This window comes from Corynebacterium sp. HMSC034A01 (assembly GCF_001838175.1).
Taxonomy (GTDB): domain Bacteria; phylum Actinomycetota; class Actinomycetes; order Mycobacteriales; family Mycobacteriaceae; genus Corynebacterium.
Genome location: NZ_KV835958.1, coordinates 50,867 through 72,779 on the forward strand (window position 1 = coordinate 50,867; position 21,913 = coordinate 72,779).

Sequence of the window (21,913 nt, forward strand, 5' to 3'; positions counted from 1 at the left end):
GGGGCTGGGATTATTCCCAGCCTCAGGGCCGCCAAGTAGTCCGAGTGTTACGGTGCTTACGCGAACTTCTTCTGCGCCTTCTTCACCAGCTTCTGGGCCTTCTTCTCAGCCTTCTTGGCCTTGCGCTTCCACTTGAGCTTGGTGATCCAGTTCGGGTCAGCGTCCAGCTTGTCCCACGCGTCCTGCAGGGAGTCGACCGCGTTCTGCGCCTTGTCCTGGGCCTTGGCGGAAGCCTTGTTGACCTTGCGCTTCGCCTTGAACTTGTCCAGGGCGGACGGCTGCAGGTCGTCCAACTGGCCCTGCAGATCGCCGACGATGCTGTTGACCTTGCGCTTCGCCTTGAACTGCTGGATCTTGGACGGCTTGATGTCGCCGTACGCGTCCTCGGCCTTGTCGGAGGCCTTCTCGGCAGCGTCGTCCAGCCAGTCGCCCGCGTCGGACAGGAAGCTGGACGCCTGCTTCTTAGCGTCGCCCAGCCAGTCGTTCGCAGCGTCGCTGGCCTTGTTGGCCTTCTTCTTCCAGTCGCCCTTGTTGTCGTCGACGTAATCGGTGACCTGGTCGGTGGCGTCGGAGAACCAGTCGGATGCCTTGTCCCAAGCCTTCTCGGTCTCAGACTTGGTGGGCAGCGCCTGCTTGACGTTCTTCTGCGCGGCCTGGGCAGCGTGCTGAGCGCGCCACTTCAGGTCGGGCTTGCCGTTGTTGTCCACGGTGGCCAGCAGGACACCGCCGGCGAGGCCGAGGTCCGTCAGGGCGCCGGTGCGGCGGCGTGCCTTCTCGTCGTCGTCCTCTGCCTCCCAGAACGCGTGGCGGCCAACAACGGTCGGCAGCGCGGTGGCAGCCAGAAGCGTGGCGGACAGGCGGGGGAACTTGCCAATGGCGAAAGATGCGCCGGCGCCAGCCTTGGTAGCGCCGATGATCTGCGCGGCAGTCTCCGGGCTCTTCGGCAGGAAACCGCGGTACTCGCGCGGGGTGACCGCGCGCAGCTTCTTCAAAACGCTGTCCGCGCTGTCCTTGTGGCCAGCCGGGTTCAACAGGGTCTCGACACCGTCGATCACGTAGACCGAAGCCAGCATCGGGCGTGCGATTTTCCGGATCATACTTTTACCCAATCCTTACTTTTGTAGCTGAATGTGCTCCTGCCGAGTGTAGCGATTTTGCGACGCCGCGGTGGCGGGCTTTCCGCTTACCAGCGGCGATCCCACCAGTCGTCCAAGTGTGGGCGCTCCTCGCCGAGCGTGGTGGGTTTGCCGTGGCCCGGCCACACGACGGCCTCGTCCGGGTACACATCGAAGACCTTTTCTTTCACGTCGTTGAACAGGCGGACAAAGTCGCCCTCGGACTGGGTTTTGCCCAAGCCCCCGGGAAACAGCGAGTCGCCGACGAACAGGTTGACGGTGCCGTCGATCTCCGCAGCAACACAAGCGCCGCCCGGGGTGTGCCCGCGCAGGATGGTCACGGGGAGCGTGTGGCCGGCGAACTCGATCGTGTCGCCGTCGTTGAGCTCCACATCGGCTGGCACCGGGATCGCTGGGGCATCCAGAAACGGCGCGTAGTGCTTCGCGCCGGTGGCCTCGAGCACTTCCTTCAGCGCCCGGGTGTGGTCGTAGTGCCGGTGCGTGGTCAGCACCGCGGTGATCTTCACACCGGCGTCGTCGGCCATGGCCAGGAGTTCGGGGGCGTGCGAAGCTGCGTCGATAAGCAACCCCTGCCCTTCGCTGCAGAGGAGGTAGCAGTTGTTGTCCATGTCGGAAACAGAGATGTGACGTAGAGAAAGCATGCGGCTAAGGCTACTCAGGAATGTTTCCCCGCATTCGCGCGTTGGTAGCGTCTTGGGAGTACTAACCGACGAAAGCGAGAGTGACGTGGCCGAAAAGCTGACAGTGCGCGGCGCGCGCGAGCACAACCTCAAGGGCGTGGACATTGAGCTGCCCCGCGACAAGATGGCGGTGTTTACCGGCCTGTCCGGCTCCGGCAAGTCCTCGCTCGCCTTCGACACCATCTTCGCCGAAGGGCAGCGCCGCTACGTGGAATCGCTGTCCTCGTATGCCCGCATGTTCCTGGGACAGATGGACAAGCCGGACGTGGACTACATCGACGGGTTGAGCCCGGCGGTGTCCATCGACCAGAAGTCCACCAACCGCAACCCGCGCTCCACCGTGGGCACCATCACGGAGATCTACGACTACCTGCGCCTGTTGTACTCGCGCGCAGGCACCCCGCACTGCCCGGTGTGCGACGCGGTGATTGAGCGCCAGACCCCGCAGCAGATTGTGGACCGCGTGCTCGAGCTGGAAGAGCGCACGAAGTTCCAGGTGCTCGCGCCTATTGTGCGCAAGCGCAAGGGCGAGTTCCAGGACCTGTTTGCAGACCTGTCCTCGCAGGGCTACTCGCGCGTGAACGTGGACGGGGAGACCTACCAGCTTTCGGACCCGCCGAAGCTGGAAAAACAGATCAAGCACAACATCGACGTGGTGGTGGACCGCCTCACCGTCAAGGCCAGCCAAAAGCAGCGCCTGACGGACTCCGTGGAGACGGCGCTCAAGCTTGCGGACGGCCTGGTCGGCTTCGACTTTGTGGAGCTGGACGCCGACGACCCGGAACGCGTGCAGATCTTCTCCGAGAAGATGGCTTGCCCGAACGGCCACAAGCTCAACGTGGAGGAGTACGAGCCGCGCGCGTTCTCCTTCAACTCGCCGTTCGGCGCCTGCCCGGCGTGCGACGGCCTTGGCGTGCGCAAAGAGATCGACGTGGACCTGGTCATTCCGGACCCGGACGCCCCCGCGGTGGACGCGTTCCAGCCGTGGAATTCCAGCCCGAACAAGAAGTACTTCACCAAACTCATCGAGGCGCTGGCGAAGGAAGAAAAGTTCGACGCCAACGCGCCGCTGAGCTCGCTGACCAAGACGCAGCGAAAGCACCTGATCCACGGCTCGTCCACGAAGGTCAACGTGCGCTACAAGAACCGCTACGGGCGCCAGCGCTCCTACACCGCCGCCTACGAGGGCATCGTGGGCTACCTGGAGCGCAAGCTGGAGCAGACCGAGTCCGAAACACAGAAGGAACGCCTGCTGGCCTACACCCGCGAGGTGCCGTGCCCGACGTGTGACGGTGCGCGCCTCAAGCCGGAGATCCTGGCTGTGCGCCTGGCGTCCACCACGCACGGGGAGCAGTCCATCGCGGGCCTGACGCAGCTGTCCATCGAGGAGGCCTCCGAGTACCTGGACAACCTGGTGCTGGGCTACCGCGAGGAGATGATCGCCGGTGCGGTGCTGCGCGAGATCCAGGCGCGCCTGCACTTCCTTTTGGACGTGGGGCTGAACTACCTCACCCTGGCCCGCTCCGCCGGCACCCTGTCCGGCGGCGAGGCGCAGCGCATCCGCCTGGCCACCCAGATCGGCTCCGGTCTGGCCGGTGTGCTCTACGTGCTGGACGAGCCGTCCATCGGCCTCCACCAGCGCGACAACCAGCGCCTGATCGCCACTCTGAAGAAGCTGCGCGATTTGGGCAACACCCTGGTTGTGGTGGAGCACGACGAAGACACTATCCGCGAGGCCGACTGGCTCATCGACATCGGCCCGCGCGCCGGCGAGTACGGCGGGGAAGTGGTCTACCAGGGCAAGCCGGAGGGCATCCTCAAGGCCAAGGACTCCATCACGGGCGACTACCTGTCTGGCCGCAAGGTGATCGAAGTGCCGGAGCGCCGGAGGGACGTCGATAAGCAAAGGCAACTGCAGATCATCGGCGCACGCGAGAACAACCTGGACAACGTCAGCGTGGACATCCCGCTCGGCGTGCTGGTGGCCGTGACCGGCGTGTCGGGCTCCGGCAAGTCCACGCTGGTGAACCAGATTCTGGCCAAGACGCTGCAGAACCAGCTCAACGGCGCGCGCCAGGTGCCCGGCCGGGTGAAGAAGGTCGAGGGGCTCGAGCACCTGGACAAGCTCGTGCAGGTGGACCAGAGCCCGATCGGGCGCACCCCGCGCTCGAACCCGGCGACGTACACCGGCGTGTTCGACAAGATTCGCAACCTGTTCGCCGAGACCCAGGAGGCAAAGGTGCGCGGCTACAAAGCCGGGCGCTTCTCCTTCAACGTCAAGGGCGGGCGCTGCGAGGCCTGCCACGGCGACGGCACCATCAAGATCGAGATGAACTTCCTGCCGGACGTGTACGTGCCGTGCGAGGTGTGCGAAGGTGCGCGCTACAACCGCGAAACGCTCGAGGTGCGCTACAAGGGCAAGAACATCGCCGAGGTGCTGGAGATGCCGATCTCCGAGGCCGCGGAATTCTTTGAGCCGATCACCTCGATCCACCGCTACCTGCAGACGCTCGTGGACGTCGGCCTGGGCTACCTCCGCCTTGGCCAGAGCGCGACCACGCTCTCCGGCGGCGAGGCGCAGCGCGTCAAGCTCGCGGCGGAGCTGCAGAAACGCTCCAACGGCCGCACGATCTACATCTTGGACGAGCCGACGACGGGACTGCACTTCGAGGACATCCGCAAGCTCATGCTGGTGCTCAACGGCCTGGTGGAGAAGGGCAACACCGTGCTGGTCATCGAGCACAACCTCGACGTGATCAAGTCCGCGGACTGGATCGTGGACATGGGGCCCGAGGGCGGCTCCGGCGGCGGCACGGTGGTCGCGCAGGGCACGCCGGAGGACGTCGCAAAGGTGCCCGGTTCCTTCACCGGACAGTTCCTGCAAGACATTCTGGCGAAGGCCTAACGCATCCTGCGGCGCGCCGATTTGGTTTGTGCAGGCATGAGCATGTATATTGCTGCCTACACCGCCCAGCGCGCCCGTGTCATGCGGGTGCGGGGGCCGCAAGAGGAGTGAATCCCACCCCAAGCCGCTCGTGCAAATGAGTTGGATACGGGTCAAACGGTGCGCAAGACACAACTGTGTCTTCGTGTGCCATGGACGAACTCCCGCCACCCCTCAGGGTGAGCGGGTTTTTCGCGTGGGATGAGTCCGATTGCGGTTCAAGTGCGGCACGCATTGTTTCTTTAAGTCTCTAGGAGTTCTCATCAGCGCTGAAGCTCGGATCAATGAACGAATCCGCGTCCCTGAAGTTCGCCTCGTCGGCCCGTCCGGCGAGCAGGTGGGCATCGTCCGCACGGACGACGCCCGCAAGCTGGCGTACGAGGCGGACCTCGACCTGGTTGAGGTAGCCCCGAAGGCCAAGCCGCCCGTGGCCAAGATCATGGACTACGGCAAGTTCAAGTACGAGCAGGATCAGAAGGCCCGCGAGGCCCGCAAGAACCAGCAGCAGACCGTGGTCAAGGAACAGAAGTTCCGCCCCAAGATTGATGAGCACGACTACCAGACCAAGAAGGGCAATGTTGAGCGCTTCCTGGAGAAGGGCAACAAGGTCAAGGTCACCATCATGTTCCGCGGCCGCGAGCAGGCCCGCCCCGAGCTGGGCTACCGCCTGCTGGAGCGTCTGGCTGAGGACATCGGGGAGCTCGGCGTTGTCGAGTCCCGTCCGAAGCAGGACGGCCGAAACATGACGATGGTCTTCGGACCGGCTCGCAAGGGCAAAAAGTAGTTCCAACAATCGACACTCTGAAGGGCTTTCACCATGAAGCAGAAGACCCACAAGGGCACCGCAAAGCGCATCAAGGTCAACGGCAAGGGCAAGCTGCGCCGCGAGCAGGCTGGTAAGCGCCACCTGAACGAGAAGCTCTCGTCGAAGCGCCGCCGCAAGCTGTCCGGCTCCACCGACGTCGCCAAGGCTGACGTCAAGCGCGCAAAGCGCCTCCTCGGCATGTCCTAAGCACTGCCCGATCAATCAACCGATTACGAGAAAAAGAAAAGGAAGTTTGACTCATGGCACGTGTGAAGCGTTCAGTCAATGCTAAGAAGAAGCGCCGCGCAATCCTCAAGTCCGCGAAGGGCTACCGTGGCCAGCGCTCCCGCCTGTACCGCAAGGCAAAGGAGCAGTGGCTCCACTCCCAGACCTACGCGTACCGCGACCGCCGCAAGCGCAAGGGTGAGTTCCGCAAGCTGTGGATCCAGCGCATCAACGCCGCTGCCCGCATGAACGACATCACCTACAACCGCCTCATCCACGGCCTGAAGCTGGCCGAGGTCGAGGTCGACCGCAAGATCCTGGCCGAGCTGGCTGTCAGCGACTTCGCTGCCTTCTCTGCTCTGTGCGAGGTTGCGAAGAACGCTCTGCCGGAGGACGTCAACGCTCCGAAGGCTGCGTAAAGCACTTTCGCTTAACGACGAAGCTCCCGCCCATCCCCGAGCAGTCGGGGAGGGCGGGAGCTTTTCCGTGTGCGACACGCAAAAGGGAGCGCGCCCACCGCTGGGGTGGGCGCGCTAATCGCTGTGGTGGGGCTGTTCTAGAAGATGCCCTCGTTCTCGCGGCCGAAGTCGTCGAGCGTGACGTCGCGGGAGTCGACGTCCTGGTCGTTGTACTCGGAGTCGTCGCCGTCGAGACGGCCAGTCTGGGTAACGGTGATGTAGTTGGTCAGACGGCCTTCCTTGGTGTCGCCGTCGCCGAAGGAGAAGGACACGAGGTCTGCTTCCTCACCCGGATTGATCGGGTTGGACAGGGTGACCTCGAAGATGCGTGCCTGCTCGTCCTCGTCCCAGCCCAGGTCGCGGGCGTAGCCGCCTTCGCGGGTGGTGGTGGTGATCAGGCGGTCAACGTTCTCCGGGCCGTCCTCGGTGCGGACTGCGACGCGGAAGGTCACTGCCGGGAACTCGCCCCAGTAGCGCTCGTTACCGACGTTCTTCACGCGCAGAGCGGTGGAGCCGGCGAAGCCCTTCGCCTTCGCGGAGGAGACGGTGAAGTACGGCTCGAGGTCCAGGTCGTGGTCGGCCTTTTCGGCGTCGTCCTTGTTGGACTTGTCGGTGGACTCTTCCTTCTTGTCGGACACAGCCTCGACCTCGATGGCGCCGTCGGCCTTGTCCTCCGTGGTGTCCTCAGCCTTGTCGTCGGCCTTGTCGGCTTCTTCCTTGGCCGCCTTCTCGTTCTCGGCGGCGAGGTTGACGTCCTTGTTGCTAACGTCGGCGGTCTTGTTGTCGTCGACCTTCTCCACGTCGTCGATGTTGTCGCCCTTGTTCAGGGTGTCAACGTCGTTGTCGTACTCTGCGTTCGGCTCGTCCTTGACCTCGGTGGTCTGCGCATCCTTGTTCGGGGCCCAGGAATCAGCCGGGGTGTCGAAGTTCTTCACGCGGACCTCGTTCTTCACCGGCATGTTTGCGACCCACGCGGTCGGGGTTGCCCAGGTGCCGTTAGGCAGGCAGCGCTGCTGGGTGCCGGTCATGGTGACGGTGCGGAAGCCGTAGGTGGCTTCGCCGGTGTTGCCGGCCGGCACGTCGTACGGGCCGATCTTCTGGCCGACGTTCCAGGACAGCTCAGCGGAGACGTCCCAACCGAGCGACTTGGCCAGGGAGTAGCCGATGTTGCCCTCGATGCCCTTCTTGGAGCCGGAGCCGCCGAGGTCCAGCGTCTCGGTCTTGGAGCCGTTCACGGACGCGGACACCGTCTGGGTGCGGGAGAGATCCTGCTGCAGCGGGATGGCCTCGTCGGAAAGGTTGGTGGTGGAGATGGTGCCCACTGGCAGGAAGTTGTCCTTCACCTTGTACACGACGGTGCGGTAGTCCTCGGTGGAGTTGCACACCGGGCGCGGGTTGAGCACGTTGGCCTTCAGGTGGTCGGAGCCGCGGTAGGTGTGGACGATCGGGAGCCTGTCGTTGTTCGCCGGGGTCTCGGGAGCGGACTCCTCGAGGGTGATCGCGTTCGCGGGAGCGATGGCAGCGCCGGCCATCAAAGCGCCGAGAAGCGCTGTAGTGATGCGTCGGGTCTTACGGGTCATACGTTGTCCTTTCCTGTGAAGCTACCGCCAGCGTCGCTAGCAGTCGGGGTGATTGCTTACAGGGGTCAACGTAAGGACGTTGCAGTCGAGTGACAAGGAAAATCTGGGGTCTCAGTACCTTCGTGCCCGATACCGATACTTTCGTTCAGAACCGGAGGAGTGGCTATTGTGCCTGCTGCCCCCGGCCGTTGAGGACGGTAACCACGAGGTCGAGGCGGGAGGAGACCCCGTAGGCCGAGAGGAGTTTCGAGACCATCTTCTTCACGGTGGATTCAGAATAGTTCAGGTGCTTCGCAATGTCGGCGTTGCTCAGCCCGTCGCAAAGCAGCTCAAGCACTTTCTGCTCGGTATCAGAAACGCCCGCAGGCACGTTAATAGCGGCCTTTGAACGCGCTCCGCTAGTAGCTTGCGGAGCTTGTGCGTCCCGCTGGGAGAGGTGGGGGAGCAGCTTGTTCATCGCGGCAGGAGAGATCACGGTGCCACCGGCGACCGCCTGCCGTACCGAAAGGATGATTTCCTCGCGCGGCTGGCTCTTGAGAATGTATCCGCGCCCGCCGTGGTCGAGGATGTCGAGCATCGCGGAGTCATTGTCCAAAGAGCTAATCGCCAAAAAGGCCGGAGCGGCGCCACGCGCGTCGAGATTGCGCAGCAGCTCTGCGCCGCCCATGTGCTGCATGTAGACATCGGAGAGCACCACATCCACGTCTAATTGGGGGATGCGCTCGAGTGCTTCGGATCCGTCCGAAGCGGTTTCGACGACGGTGATCCCTTTGGCGCTGTCGAGGTAGCTTTTCAGCACCTCGCGGACGAGCGGATCATCGTCGACGAGGAAAACCCGGATTGGGTGATCAGGTGTTGTCATCTCGGTGCTATTAGCACCACAGACGACCGAGCATGCCGCCACACTCGAAGGTGTCGCCGATTGCGCCAGCTGCGTAAGGGGTTGCCACAGTCTGCGCTTCTGCAGATGCTGCAGGGGCCACGGTGAGAAGCCCGGTTGCGACCAGGGCGGAGGCGACGAGGCGAGCAAACTTGCGCATTTGCTTGTCCTTTCATGAACTAAAGCTGTAGATCGCTACATCGAATTATGGGTGCATACGGTAGCAATGCGCAATTATTTCGGACGCTTAGGGGAGAAGTTGGTACGAAAGTACCTTTCATACTCTCGCGGCAATCTACTTTCGTTCCTTTGGCACGGTCAAGTGATATCGGAACGCCTCGCCGTGATAGCCCGCGTCGAGTGAAGCACCGTCCTCTTGCAAAAGCGATGCGACCTCCCCTAAGCCGACGCCGGTACTCATCTCAACTGCCTGCTCTTGTGGGGCGCCAAAGTTCTGCACCAGGATCTGCACGTCATTGTCGTCTTCGACTGCTGCGACGATGACCGGCCGGTGTTTATCCGCGTACTTGATTACGTTGGTCTGGATCTCACGGAATGCGCCTTCAGCGTGATGAAGTGCGATCGAGTTCAGCCCCTCGCCATGCATGCCACTTTCCGTGACCGTGTAGCCGTGGCTGCGCAATGTGTCCGAAAAGGACCGCAAGCATTCGTTTAATGTGGGTGTGCTCATGGTTTTGTCTCCGCTGAGCTCCGCGGGATCGTCGGAACGCATAAAACGGATGAGCTGGCGGACTTCTTGCATGGAACGTCGGGCGTCCTCTGCGATGAGTTTCGCCGCCTTGGCTGTCTGCTCGTCCCCCGACATCGCTAGGGCTTCACTTCGGAGCACCACCGAGGTGAGCGAGGACGCCACTGAACCGTGCAAGGCCTTTACCGTTCGTTCGCGTTCGCGCTCAAGTTCCGCTCTTAGCCGATCTGCTTGGCGCTCACGGGTTATGAGGAAGGCGCGCAAAATCCAACCCACTGCCCACGCGACAAGGAGTAGCACGAACAGAAAAATTGCTGTTTCAAACGAGATGGGGAAGTAAACGCCGGAGGGAAAGTCTGTCTGTGCGAGATACCAAAGATAAGCCAACAGTGGCAGGCTTAAGTGGGCGGGAACGCGCAACCCCACGACAGCGGCGATCGCGAACATTCCGATGATGATGATCGCGCTGCGGTACTCGGGTGCTGCCGCGGAGAATTGCAGCAGAAAGCCGTAACCCACACTTGCTGTGACCGGGGCGAAGAATGCGGCGACAATGAGAAATGCGGCGTAGAGCGCTACCAAGAACCGAGACCACTCGACCGCGATCGGTGCCCCCGGCAGAGCTACCAGCCCGAGAGCGAAAAGAAGAGCTGCGAGCGCAAAACCGATGCGCCAAGAGCGCGCCGCAGGCGAAAGAAGGCGGGCGCGCACGAGCTCCGGAAACGTAGGCACGGCAAATAGCGTAGCGCCCGCAACGTAGTCTGTAGCTATGCCATTGGATTTCCAGCAGCCGTTCACAGAGCGCACCCCGCGTGTGGTTAATGCGGGGAAGTTGAAGAGGGCGCAAGCTCGTCGTAAAGCTAAGGCCTTCTTGGCGGAAGGCGAGAACGCTGTTGAGGCTGCCGTGGCCACGGGGGCGGCGACGGACCTCTTCGTCACCGAGGCCGCGGCCGAGCGTTTCGAGGAGATCGTGCGGGCGGCCGGCTACATGGACGTGTACACGCACGCGATCACGGACAAGGCTGCGGATTCGCTTGCGGACGCAGTAACCTCTACTGGCATTTTTGCGGTGTGCCACCCGGTGCTGTGGACGGTGCCCAAGATTATGAAGGGCCGGCCGAAGCTGGTGGCGGTGTGCGTGGAAACCAACGACCCCGGCAACGCCGGCACAATCATCCGCAACGCCGATGCTGTGGGCGCGGACGCGGTGATTTTCGCCGGCGACACCGTGGACCCGGAGGCCCCCAAAGTGGTGCGCTCCACCGCGGGCTCGCTGTTCCACATCCCGGTGGCACGCGACCGAGATGTCCGCCGTGTGATCAGCCAGATCGAAGACGCCGGGCTGTCCACCTTCGCCACCACCATGAACGGCGAGGTGAACCTTGCACAGCCGGGGGAGACGCTCGCGCAGCCGACGGCTTGGCTGTTCGGCAACGAGGCACATGGGCTTGACGACGACATCCTGTCGGCCGCCGACCACCGCGTTTCCATCCCTATTCAGGGCAGTGCGGAGTCGTTGAACCTGGCCACAGCGGCGAGTATCTGCCTGTGGGAGTCGTCGAAGGCGCTCGCGGAGGACTAGCTTTATTGACAGGGTTTGCAGCGCCCGCCCTCGCGCGGTCGCTGTGTCGACCGATAGGTAAAGTGGTGGACGCTTTTGAACCGACACTGCTGCGGTCTGTATAAACAGCGCAGCGCACTTGTGGAAAGGTGCGGGTGAACACGAGCGTGGCCGACAACGCAAACCCAACTCCGGAGATTGAACTGACCGAGGACGCCCTGAACAAGGCGGCGGACGAGGCGATCGCTGCTTTTGAGGCGGCCGAGGACCTCGCTGCGCTGGAGGAGGCGCACCGTGCGCACCTGGGGGAGAAGGCCCCGATTCCGCAGGCCCGCCGCGCACTTGGAACGCTGCCCAAGGATCAGCGCAAGGATGCCGGTCGGTTCGTGAACATGGCCCGCGGCCGCGCAGAAAAGGCCTACGCCCAGCTGCGCGTGCAGCGCGAAGCGGAGCACCGCGAGAAGCAGCTGCGCGAGGAGAAGGTGGACGTCACCCTGCCCACCTCCCGCACGCAGGCGGGTGCGATGCACCCGATCACCACGCTGTCCGAGCACATCGCGGACATCTTCATCGGCATGGGCTGGGAAGTCGCGGAAGGCCCGGAGGTGGAAGCGGAGTACTTCAATTTCGACGCGCTGAACTTCATCCCGGACCACCCGGCCCGCACGCTGCAGGACACCTTCTACATCGGCGAGGAAGGCTCCAAGCAGGTCATGCGCACCCACACTTCGCCGGTGCAGGTGCGCACCATGCTTGAGCGCGACGTGCCCATCTACATCGCGTGCCCAGGGCGCGTGTTCCGCACCGACGAGCTAGACGCCACCCACACTCCGGTGTTCCACCAGGTGGAGGGCTTGGCCGTGGACAAGGGCCTGACCATGGCGCACCTGCGCGGCACCCTCGACCACCTGGCCAAGGTGCTGTTCGGCCCGGAGACGAAGACGCGCATGCGCACGAACTACTTCCCGTTTACCGAGCCGTCCGCTGAGGTGGACGTGTGGTTCCCCAACAAGAAGGGCGGCGCCGGCTGGATCGAGTGGGGCGGCTGCGGCATGGTCAACCCGAACGTGCTGCGTGCCGTAGGCATCGACCCGGAGGTTTACTCCGGCTTCGCATTCGGCATGGGCTTGGAGCGCACCCTGCAGTTCCGCAATGGTCTGTCGGACATGCGCGACATGGTCGAAGGCGACGTCCGTTTCACCATCCCGTTCGGCGTGCAGGCGTAAAGGAGACACTGATAATGCTCATTTCCAAAAACTGGATCGTCCGCCTGCTGCAGAACGCAGGTAACAAGGACTTCAACCCCACCGACGAGGAGCTCGACGCGGGCTTCGTGCGCGTCGGCTTCGAGACAGAGGGCTACGAACCGCTTCCAGAGGTCACCGGCCCGCTGGTCATCGGCCGCGTCGCCGAAATTGAGGAGCTCACCGGATTTAAGAAGCCGATCCGCTACTGCCAGGTGGACGTGGGCCAGGCCAATGGCACCGGCGAGCCGCAGGGCATCATTTGTGGCGCCCGCAACTTCAAGCAGGGCGACCTGGTCGTCGTGTCGCTTCCGGGCGCGGTGCTGCCGGGCGGATTCGAGATCTCCGCGCGTGAGACCTACGACCACATCTCCGCAGGCATGATGGCCTCCGCGGCCGAGCTCGGGCTCACCGCAAAGAGCGAGGGCATCATTACGCTTCACGACGGCTCCGCCACCCCCGGCCAAGACGCCCGCGAGATTCTGGGCTCGGACGACACCGTCTTCGAGGTCAACGTCACCCCGGACCGCGGTTACGCACTGTCAGCCCGCGGTTTGACCCGCGAGATCGCCTCCGCCTTCGACCTCGAGTTCGCAGACGTGGCGCAGGATCCTGCGATCGCCGGCATCGACCTCTCTGGTGTTCCAGCCCCGGCAGGCGAGACCATCCCGGTGATCGTGGAGGAATCCACCAAGGCCAAGCGTTTCGGCGTGCGCACTGTCGAAGGCATCGATGCGAACGCGACGGCACCGTTCTGGATGCAGCGCGAGCTCATGCTGTCCGGCGTGCGCTCGGTCAACGCCGCAACGGACGTGACCAACTACGTCATGCTGCTCACCGGCCAGCCGATGCACGCCTTCGACGCCGACAAGATCGCCGGTGGCCTGCGTGTGCACAACGCCGCCGACGGGGAGAAGTTTGAAACGCTCGACCACGTCGAGCGCACCTTGACCGCTGAAGACGTGGTGATCAGCGACGACAACGGCATTCAGTCGCTGGCCGGCGTCATGGGCGGGACCACTTCCGAGATCTCGGACGAGACGGTCAACGTCCACTTCGAGGCCGCAACCTGGGATCCGTTGACCGTGGCGCGCACTGCGCGCCGGCTGAAGCTGAGCTCGGAAGCCTCGCGCCGATTTGAACGCGGCGTGGACCCGCAGCTGGTGGAAAACGCCCTGGACATTGCGTGCGCGCTGCTGGTGGAGATCGCTGGCGGCACGATTCATGCGGGCAGGACGCTGGTAGGTGACGTCGAGAAGCGTGATGCGATTGCGATGCGCGCCGCGCGGCCAGCCGAGCTGATCGGTGTGGATTACGCGCGCGAGACGGTGGTCCGCCGCCTGCAGGAGGTCGGCTGCGAGGTCGCTGGCGACGGCGATGAGCTCCAGGTCACCCCGCCGACTTGGCGCACCGACATCACCGTGCCGGTGGAGCTGGTCGAAGAGGTCGTGCGCCTGGAGGGGCTGGACGACATCCCGTCGATCCTGCCCACGCCCCGTGGAGGCCGCGGTTTGAGCCCGCTGCAGCGCCGCCGTCGTGCGGTGACCCACGCGCTGGCGTACTCCGGCTACGCGGAGATTATTCCCACGCCGTTTATCGCCAACGACACCTTCGATACCTGGGGCCTGGACGCCGAGGATCCGCGCCGCAACACCGTCAAGGTGCAGAACCCGCTGGATGCGGACTACGGCATCCTGGGCACCACACTGCTGCCGCCGATGCTGGAGGCCGCCGGCCGAAACGTCGCGCGCGGTCGCGGTGATGTGGCGATCTACTCCGTGGCGCAGACCTCGGAAAAGCGCGCGGACGTCTCGCCGCTGCCGGACGTGTCCGAGCGCCCGGCGGACGAGGTCGTCGCGGAGCTCGTCGAGTCGCTGCCGAAGCAGCACCTCCACGCCGCGACCGTGGCACTGGGCAACACGGAGCTGGAAGGCCCGTGGGGCACCGGCCGCGCCTACGAGTGGTCGGACGCCATCGAGGCAGCCCAGCTCGTTGCCCGTGTCTGCGGCGTTGAGCTGGACGTCCAGGCGGCCGAGTACCTGCCGTGGCACCCGGGCCGTTGCGCCGAGCTGCAAGTCGACGGCGAGGTGGTCGGCCACGCCGGCGAGCTGCACCCGCAGATCTTGGAGAAGCTGAACCTGCCGGCGCGCACGTGCGCGATGGAGATAGATCTGACCGCGATCCCGCTGGCAGAGCGCCTGCCCGCGCCGCGACTGTCCGCATTCCCGCTGCTCAACCAGGACATCGCCCTGGTCGTCGACGAGGCTGTGGCGGCCGAGGACGTGCGCCGCGCGGTCCAGGAGGGTGCTGGCGAGCTCGTCGAAGCGGTGACGCTTTTCGATGTCTACCGTTCCGAGAGCCTCGGCGAAGGCAAGAAGTCGCTCGCATTCGGCCTGGCGTTCCGCGCCCCGGATCGCACGTTGACCGAGGAGGAGGCCTCCGAGGCGCGCCTGAAGGCGGCCGAGTTGGCCAAGGAGCGCTTCGGCGCAGAAATGCGCGGCTAAATAAATTTTTCGTGAATAACTTCCACGCGACTGCATAACTGTTACACTGACGGCCATGTCAGGAAGCAAGGTTGTCAAAGTAGCGGTCGCGGGGGCCACGGGCTATGCGGGCGGTGAGATTCTCCGCCTGCTGCTGGGCCACCCGGCGTATCTCGCGGGGAAGCTAAAGATCGGCGCACTCACCGGTGCGTCCAACGCCGGCCAAAGCGTCGGCGAGCTCATGCCGCATCTGCCGGAGCTGGCAGACCGGATCATTGAAGAGACGACCGTCGACGTGCTTTCCGGCCACGACGTGGTCTTTTTGGGGCTCCCGCACGGCCATTCCGCGGCCATCGGCGCTGCACTGGGCGACGATGTGATGGTCATCGACTGCGCGGCCGACTTCCGCTTGCGCGACGCTAGGGCGTGGCGCGCCTATTACGGCTCGGAACACGCAGGCTCGTGGCCCTACGGGCTGCCGGAGTTGCCGGGGCACCGTGAGGACGTCGCAAAGGCAACGCGCATCTCTGTCCCTGGGTGCTTTCCCACGGGTGCCACGCTCGCCGCATGGCCGGCGGTGCAGGCCGGACTGGTCGAGCCGGACCTGACGGTTGTGGCCGTCACCGGCGTTTCCGGGGCCGGCAAAAAGGCCAAGGTGGACATGCTCGGTGCTGAGACGATGGGCTCGCTGAAGGCCTACAGCGTCGCAGGTGCACACAGGCACACTCCCGAAATCGCGCAAAACCTCGAGGAAGTCGCGGGCGGCCAGGTCGCGGTCAGTTTCACCCCCGTGCTCGCGCCGCTGCCGCGCGGCATCCTCACCACCGTCACCGCGCCGCTGGCACAGGGCACGGACGTGGAGGCGGTGCGCGCCGCCTACGAAAACGCCTACGCCGAGGAACCGTTCGTGCTCCTGCTGCCTGCCGGCCAGCAGCCGCAAACGCAGCACGTGGTGGGTTCCAACATGTGCCACGTCCAGGTTGAGGTGGACCAGGCAGCCAGCAAGCTTGTTGTCACCAGCGTCATTGACAACCTGACCAAGGGCACCGGGGGAGCCGCGGTGCAGTGCATGAATCTTGCGCTTGGCTTCGACGAGGGGGCGGGTCTGTCGCGAGCCGCGGTGGCTCCGTAACCGCCGGCTAGACCCCCAAACCAGCTTCCCCTTTTCCCGAAAGGACCCCTCCATCATGAGTGCTCTTGGAGTCACCGCACCTCAAGGTTTTTCCGCCGCCGCCACAAGCGCGGGCCTGAAAGCATCCGGCAACCCGGACATGGCCGTCGTGGTCAACGAAGGCCCCGAGTTCGCCGCCGCAGCCGTATTCACACGCAACAAGGTCTTCGCCGCGCCCGTGAAAGTCAGCCGCGCGGCCGTGGCCGCAGGCGAACTGAAAGCAGTGGTGTTCAACTCCGGCAACGCCAACGCCTGCACCGGGGAGCAAGGGCTGCATGACGCGCAAACTATGCAGCAACTCACGGCCGATGGTGTCGGCGCTGAGCCACACCAGGTGGCTGTCTGCTCCACCGGCATCATTGGCGATCTGTTGCCGATGGAGAAGGTGGAACGCGGCATCGCAGGCGTCGTCACTCAGCTCGGCGACCACGGGGCAGACGCCGCTGATGCCATCCGCACCACCGACACCATCGCAAAAGAAGTCTTGGTCAAGGGCGACGGCTGGACTGTCGGAGGCATGGGTAAAGGTGCCGGCATGATGGCGCCGTCGCTGGCGACGATGCTGGTGTGCCTGACCACCGACGCGAAGGTGGAGGCCCAGGCGCTGCAGACCGCGTTAGAGCGCGCCACCGCAACTACCTTTAACACCCTGGACATCGACGGATCCACCTCCACCAACGACACCGTCATCGCGATGGCCAACGGCGCAAGTGGGGTGAGACCGGACCAGGACGAGCTGGACGCCGCGGTACACGAGGCCTGCGCGCAGCTGGCGGCGATGATGCAGTCCGACGCCGAGGGCGTGACCAAGCGTGTGAGCATCACCGTCGAAGGCGCCGCGGACGACGAACAAGCACTCAACGCTGCGCGCACCATCGGCCGCGACAGCCTGGTCAAAACGGCGATGTTCGGCTCCGACCCGAACTGGGGCCGCGTGCTCGCCGCCGTGGGCATGGCGGACGCGGAGATGGACGCGGATAGCATCTCGGTGACCTTCAACAGTCACACCGTCTGCGAGTACTCCGGTGCAGTGCCCGGCGCGCGGGACGTGGATCTGAGCGGGTCGGACATCGCGGTGGTGGTGGATCTGGGCACCGGCGGTGAGGGCCGCGCGACGGTGCGCACGACGGATCTCTCGCACGCCTATGTTGAGATCAACTCGGCCTACACCAGCTAGGGGGTGCGCGAGATGATGCCGAATCTGACCAACGAGCAGCGCGCCACTGTGCTGGCGGAGGCGCTGCCGTGGCTGCAGCACTACCGGGACAAGATCGTGGTGGTCAAGTACGGCGGCAACGCCATGATCGATGAGGACTTAAAGGCAGCCTTCGCAGCCGACATGGTGTTTTTACGCACCGTGGGTGCGAAACCCGTGGTGGTGCACGGCGGCGGGCCGCAGATCACCCAGATGCTCGGCCGCTTGGGGCTGGACGGCGGGGAGTTCATCGGCGGTTTCCGCGTGACCACCCCGGAGATCCTGGACGTGGTGCGCATGGTGCTCTTCGGCCAGGTGGGCCGGGACCTGCTGGGCAAGATCAACTCGCACGGGCCCTACGCGGTGGGTACTTCGGGCGAGGACGCCGGGTTGTTTACCGCGAAGCAGCGCGAGGTGGTCGTCGACGGCCACCTGCAGGACATCGGCCTGGTGGGCACGATCACGGACGTGAACCCGGAGGCGGTGATGGACATCATCGAGGCCGGCCGCATCCCGGTGGTTTCCGGCATCGCACCGGGGGAGCACGGCGAGGTGTACAACATCAACGCCGACGAGGCCGCGGGTGCGCTCGCCGCTGCGATCGGCGCCGAGCGTCTCGTGGTGCTCACCAACGTCGAGGGGCTCTACACGGACTGGCCGAACAAGGACTCGCTGCTGTCCAAGATTGAGGCGGGCGAGCTGGCCAAGATGCTGCCCGGCTTGGACACCGGCATGATCCCGAAGATGGAGGCCTGCCTCACCGCGGTCCAGGGCGGGGTGAAGGCTGCGCACGTCATCGACGGCCGCGTGGCCCACTCCGTGCTGCTGGAGCTTTTGACCATGGGCGGCGTTGGCACCATGGTGCTGCCGGACGACTACGACCGCGCGCACTACCCGGACGGAACGATCTTTAGAAAGGACGACGCATGAGCGAGTTTTCTTCGCGTTGGACTAACGCGCTGCTAGATACCTACCCGGCGCCGCCGGTGGAGCTTGTCTCCGGCGAGGGCTCCACCGTCACGGACGCGGACGGCAACACCTACATAGACATGCTCGCCGGCATTGCTGTCAACGCGCTCGGCCACGCGCACCAGGCCGTCGTTGAGGCGGTGAGCGCCCAGGTGGCGACGCTTGGCCACGTGTCCAACCTCTTCGGCTCCCAGCCGGTGGTGCAGGCCGCCGAAGCGCTGCGCGCCCGCGTCGGCGACGACACCGCGCGGGTGTTTTTCTGCAACTCCGGCGCCGAGGCCAACGAGGCCGCCTTCAAGCTCGCGCGCCTGACCGGTCGCCGCCGCATCCTCGCAGCTGAGCGCGGCTTCCACGGACGCACCATGGGTTCGCTCGCGCTGACGGGCCAGCCGGACAAGCGCGCACCGTTCGAACCCATGCCGGCAGGCGTCGAGTTCTTCCCGTACGGCGACATCGAGGCACTCGAAGCCCTGGTGCAGCAGGACCCGGGCAACACCGCAGCGATCATCCTGGAGCCCATCCAGGGCGAAACGGGGGTCATCCCCGCGCCGGAGGGTTTCCTTAAAGCGGTGCGTGAGCTTTCCGACGCCCACGGGATCCTCTTTATCACCGACGAGGTCCAAACCGGCGTCGGCCGCACCGGCGACTTCTTCGCCTTCCAGCACGAAGGCATCCTGCCGGACGTGATCACCATGGCCAAAGGATTGGGCGGCGGACTGCCCATCGGCGCGACTATCGCCCGCGGCAAGGCGGCAGAACTTTTCACCCCGGGCTCGCACGGCACCACCTTCGGCGGCAACCCCGTTGCCTGCGCCGCGGCGAACGCCGTGCTGCGGGTCGTCGACGAGGATTTCCTCGCCGAGGTGCGCCGCAAGGGGCAATTGCTTAGCGACGCAGCTTCGCAGATCCCCGGTGTCACCCAGGTCCGCGGGCGCGGCCTGATGCTCGGGGTGGTGCTGGATGAGGCGGTGGCGAAGCTCGTCGTCAAGCATGGGCTCGAACAAGGCCTGATTGTGAACGCACCGGGCGAGGACGTCATCCGCCTCACGCCGCCGCTGGTGATCAGTGATGATGAGCTTGAAGAAGCGATGAAGCGCCTCGCCGGCGCGATTGAAGCAGCGAAAGAACGGAGCTAAACCGATGGTCAGACATTTCCTGGCAGACGACGACCTCACACCGAATGAGCAGGCCGAGGTGCTCACGCTCGCCGCGGAGCTGAAGCGCGAGCCCTTCTCGCGCCGGCCGCTGGAAGGCCCGAAGTCAGTCGCGGTGCTGTTCGACAAAACCTCCACCCGCACCCGCTACTCCTTCGACGCCGGTATCGCGCAGCTGGGCGGACACGCGATTGTCACCGAAAGCGGCAACTCGCAGATGGGCACGAAGGAGAACTACCAGGACACCGGCGCGGTGCTGTCGCGGTTCGTTGAGGCGATTGTGTGGCGCACCTACTCCCACGACAACCTGCGGGAGATGGCGGAAACGGCCACCGTGCCGATCGTCAACGCGCTGTCCGACGACCTGCACCCGTGCCAGATCCTCGCGGACCTGCAGACGGTGGTGGAGAACTTCTGCCCGGACGAGGGTCCGGCGGGGCTGAAGGGGCTCAAGGCCGTCTACCTGGGCGACGGGGACAACAACATGGCCAACTCCTACCTCATCGGGTTTGCCACCGCCGGGGTGGACATGACCGTCATCGCCCCGGACGGCTTCCAGCCGCGCGAGGAGTTCGTCGAACGCGCACGGAGCCGCGGCGAGGAAACCGGGGCCAAAGTCGACGTGACCTCGGATATCGCGGCCTCGGAGGGCGCGAATGTTGTCATCACCGACACGTGGGTATCCATGGGCATGGAGGCCGACGGCAAGGACCGCCGCACGCCGTTTTTGCCGTACCAGGTGGATGCTGCCCTGATGTCGCGCGCGGCGGAGAATGCAATATTCTTGCATTGCCTTCCCGCGTACCGCGGGAGCGAAGTCGCCGCGGACGTCATCGACGGGCCGCAATCGCGCGTCTTCGATGAAGCGGAAAACCGCCTGCACGCCCAGAAGGCGCTGCTGGCCTGGCTTTTGGAGCACCAAGTATGACCCAACCTGTATCCCGCACCGCGCGGCAGGCGAGAATCCTCGAGCTGCTCGAATCAACCCGCGTGTCCTCCCAGGTGCAGCTGTCCGAGCTCCTGCTGGACGAGGGCATCGACATCACCCAAGCCACCCTCTCGCGCGACCTGGATGAGCTCGGCGCGAAAAAGGTGCGCCCACGCGCGGGCGGCCGCGCCTACTACACCGTGGGCGGCGAGGCGGACTCGCTGGAAACGGCGCACTCCGGCCCGCGCGAGAAGCTGCGCCGCATGATTGAGGAGTTGGTGGTCTCCGTGGATTACTCCGGGCAGCTTGCCGTGGTGCGCACGCCGCCCGGGGCGGCCCAGTACCTGGCCAGCTACATCGACCGCGTGGGGCTGGACCAGGTGGTCGGCTCGATCGCCGGCGACGACACGGTGTTCGTCCTCGCCCGCGAGCCGCTCACCGGCAAAGAGCTGGCGCAGCAGCTGTTCGGACTGAAGGAAAACGTCGGCGAATAGACATCGTCGCACCCATCGCATAATTTTACGTACACTGAATAATTCTGAATCGTCTTGGAATTCGAAGGAGAACTTTCACCATGACTAACCGCGTTGTGCTCGCGTACTCGGGCGGCCTTGACACCTCTGTCGCCATCCCTTACCTCGCCGAAATGACCGGCGGCGAGGTCATCGCCGTCTCCCTGGACTTGGGGCAGGGCGGCGAGGACATGGAGTCCGTGCGCCAGCGTGCGCTGGACTGCGGCGCTGTGGAGTCCATCGTCGTGGACGCCAAGGACGAGTTCGCCGAGGAGTACTGCCTGCCCACCATCAAGGCCAACGGCATGTACCAGGGTGAATACCCGCTGGTCTCCGCAATCTCCCGCCCGCTGATTGTCAAGCACCTGGTTCAGGCCGGCCACAAGTACGGCGGCACCCACGTCGCCCACGGCTGCACCGGCAAGGGCAACGACCAGGTCCGCTTCGAGGTCGGATTCCTCAACCAGGACCCGGACCTGGAGATCATCGCTCCGGCCCGCGACTACGCCTGGACCCGCGACAAGGCCATCGAGTACGCCGAGGGCAAGGACCTGCCCATCGAGCAGTCTGCGGCGTCGCCGTTCTCCATCGACCAGAACGTCTGGGGCCGCGCAGTTGAGACCGGCTTCCTGGAGGACCTGTGGAACCCGCCGACAAAGGACCTCTACGCCTACACCGAGGACCCGGCGCTGGGCAACGCACCGGACGAGGTGATCATCTCCTTCGAGGCCGGTAAGCCGGTGGCTATCGACGGCCGCAAGGTCACCGTCCTCGAAGCGATCGAGGAGATGAACCGTCGCGCCGGCGCCCAGGGCATCGGCCGCCTGGACATGGTGGAGGACCGCCTGGTGGGCATCAAGTCCCGCGAGGTCTACGAGGCACCGGGTGCGGTTGCCCTGATCACCGCGCACAAGGCGCTTGAGGACGTCACCGTCGAGCGCGAGCTGGCCCGCTACAAGCGCCTCATCGACGCCCGCTGGTCCGAGGAGGTCTACGACGGACTCTGGTTCGGCCCGCTGAAGCGCTCCCTGGACGCGTTCATCGAGTCCACCCAGGAGTACGTCACCGGCGACATCCGCATGGTGCTGCACGCCGGCACCGCCACCGTCAACGGCCGCCGCTCCAACCACTCCCTGTACGACTTCAACCTGGCCACCTACGACACCGGCGACACCTTCGACCAGACCCTGGCCAAGGGCTTTGTGCGCCTGCACGGCCTGTCCTCCCAGATCGCCAACAAGCGCGATCGCGCGGCTGGCTCCGACCAGGAGAAGTAGTC

At 64.7% G+C, this 21,913-nt stretch carries 20 protein-coding genes; 14 read left to right on the forward strand and 6 right to left on the reverse strand.

The genetic code is table 11. The annotated features are described in order from the left end of the window. Positions 1–56 precede the first annotated feature (56 nt). Both HMPREF2791_RS05620 and HMPREF2791_RS05625 read right to left on the reverse strand, forming a co-directional pair. Positions 57–1,097, reverse strand: coding sequence for a DoxX family protein (locus HMPREF2791_RS05620; protein ID WP_070473155.1), 1,041 nt, complete (start codon positions 1,095–1,097; stop codon positions 57–59). A gap of 86 nt (positions 1,098–1,183) precedes the next feature. Then, entirely contained in the window at positions 1,184–1,777 is a 594-nt protein-coding gene (locus tag HMPREF2791_RS05625; protein ID WP_070844685.1) for an MBL fold metallo-hydrolase, read from the reverse strand. Between the two features lie 85 nt (positions 1,778–1,862). Here HMPREF2791_RS05625 and uvrA point away from each other — a divergent pair, with 85 nt between their 5' ends. The 4 genes from uvrA (at position 1,863) to rplT (ending at position 6,209) form a co-directional block, all read left to right on the forward strand. Then, positions 1,863–4,721 (forward strand): excinuclease ABC subunit UvrA, encoded by a 2,859-nt coding sequence (gene uvrA / locus HMPREF2791_RS05630; RefSeq protein WP_070844686.1) that lies wholly within the window; start codon positions 1,863–1,865, stop codon positions 4,719–4,721. Between the two features lie 250 nt (positions 4,722–4,971). Beyond that, on the forward strand, positions 4,972–5,544 hold the full coding sequence (gene infC, locus HMPREF2791_RS05635; RefSeq protein WP_082855650.1) for a translation initiation factor IF-3: 573 nt from the start codon (positions 4,972–4,974) through the stop codon (positions 5,542–5,544). A gap of 33 nt (positions 5,545–5,577) precedes the next feature. Continuing rightward, positions 5,578–5,772 carry a 50S ribosomal protein L35 gene (gene rpmI / locus HMPREF2791_RS05640; protein ID WP_034999913.1) on the forward strand — a complete coding sequence of 65 codons (195 nt, stop codon included), beginning with the start codon at positions 5,578–5,580 and terminating at the stop codon, positions 5,770–5,772. Positions 5,773–5,825: 53 nt separating this feature from the next. Then, positions 5,826–6,209 carry a 50S ribosomal protein L20 gene (gene rplT / locus HMPREF2791_RS05645; RefSeq protein ID WP_070473163.1) on the forward strand — a complete coding sequence of 128 codons (384 nt, stop codon included), beginning with the start codon at positions 5,826–5,828 and terminating at the stop codon, positions 6,207–6,209. Between the two features lie 137 nt (positions 6,210–6,346). Here rplT and HMPREF2791_RS05650 read toward each other — a convergent pair whose 3' ends face one another. From HMPREF2791_RS05650 to HMPREF2791_RS05660, 4 genes are all read right to left on the reverse strand, one after another. Further along, the gene (locus HMPREF2791_RS05650; protein ID WP_070844687.1) at positions 6,347–7,828 is read right to left on the reverse strand and encodes a hypothetical protein; all 1,482 of its coding nucleotides are present in this window, start codon (positions 7,826–7,828) and stop codon (positions 6,347–6,349) included. A gap of 163 nt (positions 7,829–7,991) precedes the next feature. After that, on the reverse strand, positions 7,992–8,690 hold the full coding sequence (locus HMPREF2791_RS05655) for a response regulator (protein ID WP_070844688.1): 699 nt from the start codon (positions 8,688–8,690) through the stop codon (positions 7,992–7,994). Positions 8,691–8,700: 10 nt separating this feature from the next. Then, positions 8,701–8,868, reverse strand: a complete 168-nt coding sequence (locus HMPREF2791_RS12045; RefSeq protein WP_168168292.1) for a hypothetical protein — start codon at positions 8,866–8,868, stop codon at positions 8,701–8,703. A 135-nt stretch (positions 8,869–9,003) separates the two neighbouring features. After that, the gene (locus HMPREF2791_RS05660) at positions 9,004–10,149 is read right to left on the reverse strand and encodes a histidine kinase (RefSeq protein ID WP_070844689.1); all 1,146 of its coding nucleotides are present in this window, start codon (positions 10,147–10,149) and stop codon (positions 9,004–9,006) included. A 37-nt stretch (positions 10,150–10,186) separates the two neighbouring features. Between HMPREF2791_RS05660 and HMPREF2791_RS05665 the strand changes: the two genes are divergently transcribed. From HMPREF2791_RS05665 to HMPREF2791_RS05710, 10 genes are all read left to right on the forward strand, one after another. Further along, positions 10,187–10,999, forward strand: coding sequence for a TrmH family RNA methyltransferase (locus tag HMPREF2791_RS05665; RefSeq protein WP_070844690.1), 813 nt, complete (start codon positions 10,187–10,189; stop codon positions 10,997–10,999). 134 nt (positions 11,000–11,133) lie between these two features. Further along, positions 11,134–12,204 carry a phenylalanine--tRNA ligase subunit alpha gene (gene pheS / locus HMPREF2791_RS05670; RefSeq protein WP_246825458.1) on the forward strand — a complete coding sequence of 357 codons (1,071 nt, stop codon included), beginning with the start codon at positions 11,134–11,136 and terminating at the stop codon, positions 12,202–12,204. 14 nt (positions 12,205–12,218) lie between these two features. Next, on the forward strand, positions 12,219–14,726 hold the full coding sequence (pheT, locus tag HMPREF2791_RS05675) for a phenylalanine--tRNA ligase subunit beta (RefSeq protein WP_070844691.1): 2,508 nt from the start codon (positions 12,219–12,221) through the stop codon (positions 14,724–14,726). A 55-nt stretch (positions 14,727–14,781) separates the two neighbouring features. Beyond that, on the forward strand, positions 14,782–15,837 hold the full coding sequence (gene argC / locus HMPREF2791_RS05680; protein ID WP_070844692.1) for an N-acetyl-gamma-glutamyl-phosphate reductase: 1,056 nt from the start codon (positions 14,782–14,784) through the stop codon (positions 15,835–15,837). Positions 15,838–15,892: 55 nt separating this feature from the next. After that, on the forward strand, positions 15,893–17,053 hold the full coding sequence (argJ, locus tag HMPREF2791_RS05685) for a bifunctional glutamate N-acetyltransferase/amino-acid acetyltransferase ArgJ (protein WP_070844693.1): 1,161 nt from the start codon (positions 15,893–15,895) through the stop codon (positions 17,051–17,053). A gap of 12 nt (positions 17,054–17,065) precedes the next feature. Further along, positions 17,066–18,001, forward strand: a complete 936-nt coding sequence (gene argB, locus HMPREF2791_RS05690) for an acetylglutamate kinase (RefSeq protein WP_371335893.1) — start codon at positions 17,066–17,068, stop codon at positions 17,999–18,001. After that, positions 17,998–19,176 (forward strand): acetylornithine transaminase, encoded by a 1,179-nt coding sequence (locus tag HMPREF2791_RS05695; protein ID WP_070844695.1) that lies wholly within the window; start codon positions 17,998–18,000, stop codon positions 19,174–19,176. Before argB ends, HMPREF2791_RS05695 begins: the two co-directional genes overlap by 4 nt. Before the next feature lie 4 nt (positions 19,177–19,180). Then, the gene (gene argF / locus HMPREF2791_RS05700; protein WP_070844696.1) at positions 19,181–20,122 is read left to right on the forward strand and encodes an ornithine carbamoyltransferase; all 942 of its coding nucleotides are present in this window, start codon (positions 19,181–19,183) and stop codon (positions 20,120–20,122) included. Further along, entirely contained in the window at positions 20,119–20,616 is a 498-nt protein-coding gene (locus tag HMPREF2791_RS05705; protein ID WP_070844697.1) for an arginine repressor, read from the forward strand. Before argF ends, HMPREF2791_RS05705 begins: the two co-directional genes overlap by 4 nt. Positions 20,617–20,696: 80 nt before the next feature. Beyond that, positions 20,697–21,911: an argininosuccinate synthase gene (locus HMPREF2791_RS05710; RefSeq protein ID WP_070844698.1), complete on the forward strand. Its 1,215-nt coding sequence runs from the start codon at positions 20,697–20,699 to the stop codon at positions 21,909–21,911. The last annotated feature ends 2 nt before the right edge of the window (positions 21,912–21,913 follow it).

What these genes read in the sequence shown, in the direction of transcription:
- rpmI (WP_034999913.1), top strand. Translation starts at nt 5,578, where the DNA reads ATGAAGCAGAAGACCCACAAGGGCACCGCAAAGCGCATCAAGGTCAAC.
- argJ (WP_070844693.1), top strand. Translation starts at nt 15,893, where the DNA reads ATGAGTGCTCTTGGAGTCACCGCACCTCAAGGTTTTTCCGCCGCCGCC.
- HMPREF2791_RS05710 (WP_070844698.1), top strand. Translation starts at nt 20,697, where the DNA reads ATGACTAACCGCGTTGTGCTCGCGTACTCGGGCGGCCTTGACACCTCT.
- HMPREF2791_RS05650 (WP_070844687.1), bottom strand. Translation starts at nt 7,828, where the DNA reads ATGACCCGTAAGACCCGACGCATCACTACAGCGCTTCTCGGCGCTTTG.
- pheT (WP_070844691.1), top strand. Translation starts at nt 12,219, where the DNA reads ATGCTCATTTCCAAAAACTGGATCGTCCGCCTGCTGCAGAACGCAGGT.
- argB (WP_371335893.1), top strand. Translation starts at nt 17,066, where the DNA reads ATGATGCCGAATCTGACCAACGAGCAGCGCGCCACTGTGCTGGCGGAG.
- HMPREF2791_RS05625 (WP_070844685.1), bottom strand. Translation starts at nt 1,777, where the DNA reads ATGCTTTCTCTACGTCACATCTCTGTTTCCGACATGGACAACAACTGC.
- HMPREF2791_RS05695 (WP_070844695.1), top strand. Translation starts at nt 17,998, where the DNA reads ATGAGCGAGTTTTCTTCGCGTTGGACTAACGCGCTGCTAGATACCTAC.
- argF (WP_070844696.1), top strand. Translation starts at nt 19,181, where the DNA reads ATGGTCAGACATTTCCTGGCAGACGACGACCTCACACCGAATGAGCAG.
- rplT (WP_070473163.1), top strand. Translation starts at nt 5,826, where the DNA reads ATGGCACGTGTGAAGCGTTCAGTCAATGCTAAGAAGAAGCGCCGCGCA.
- HMPREF2791_RS05655 (WP_070844688.1), bottom strand. Translation starts at nt 8,690, where the DNA reads ATGACAACACCTGATCACCCAATCCGGGTTTTCCTCGTCGACGATGAT.
- argC (WP_070844692.1), top strand. Translation starts at nt 14,782, where the DNA reads ATGTCAGGAAGCAAGGTTGTCAAAGTAGCGGTCGCGGGGGCCACGGGC.
- HMPREF2791_RS05620 (WP_070473155.1), bottom strand. Translation starts at nt 1,097, where the DNA reads ATGATCCGGAAAATCGCACGCCCGATGCTGGCTTCGGTCTACGTGATC.
- HMPREF2791_RS05665 (WP_070844690.1), top strand. Translation starts at nt 10,187, where the DNA reads ATGCCATTGGATTTCCAGCAGCCGTTCACAGAGCGCACCCCGCGTGTG.
- HMPREF2791_RS05705 (WP_070844697.1), top strand. Translation starts at nt 20,119, where the DNA reads ATGACCCAACCTGTATCCCGCACCGCGCGGCAGGCGAGAATCCTCGAG.
- HMPREF2791_RS12045 (WP_168168292.1), bottom strand. Translation starts at nt 8,868, where the DNA reads ATGCGCAAGTTTGCTCGCCTCGTCGCCTCCGCCCTGGTCGCAACCGGG.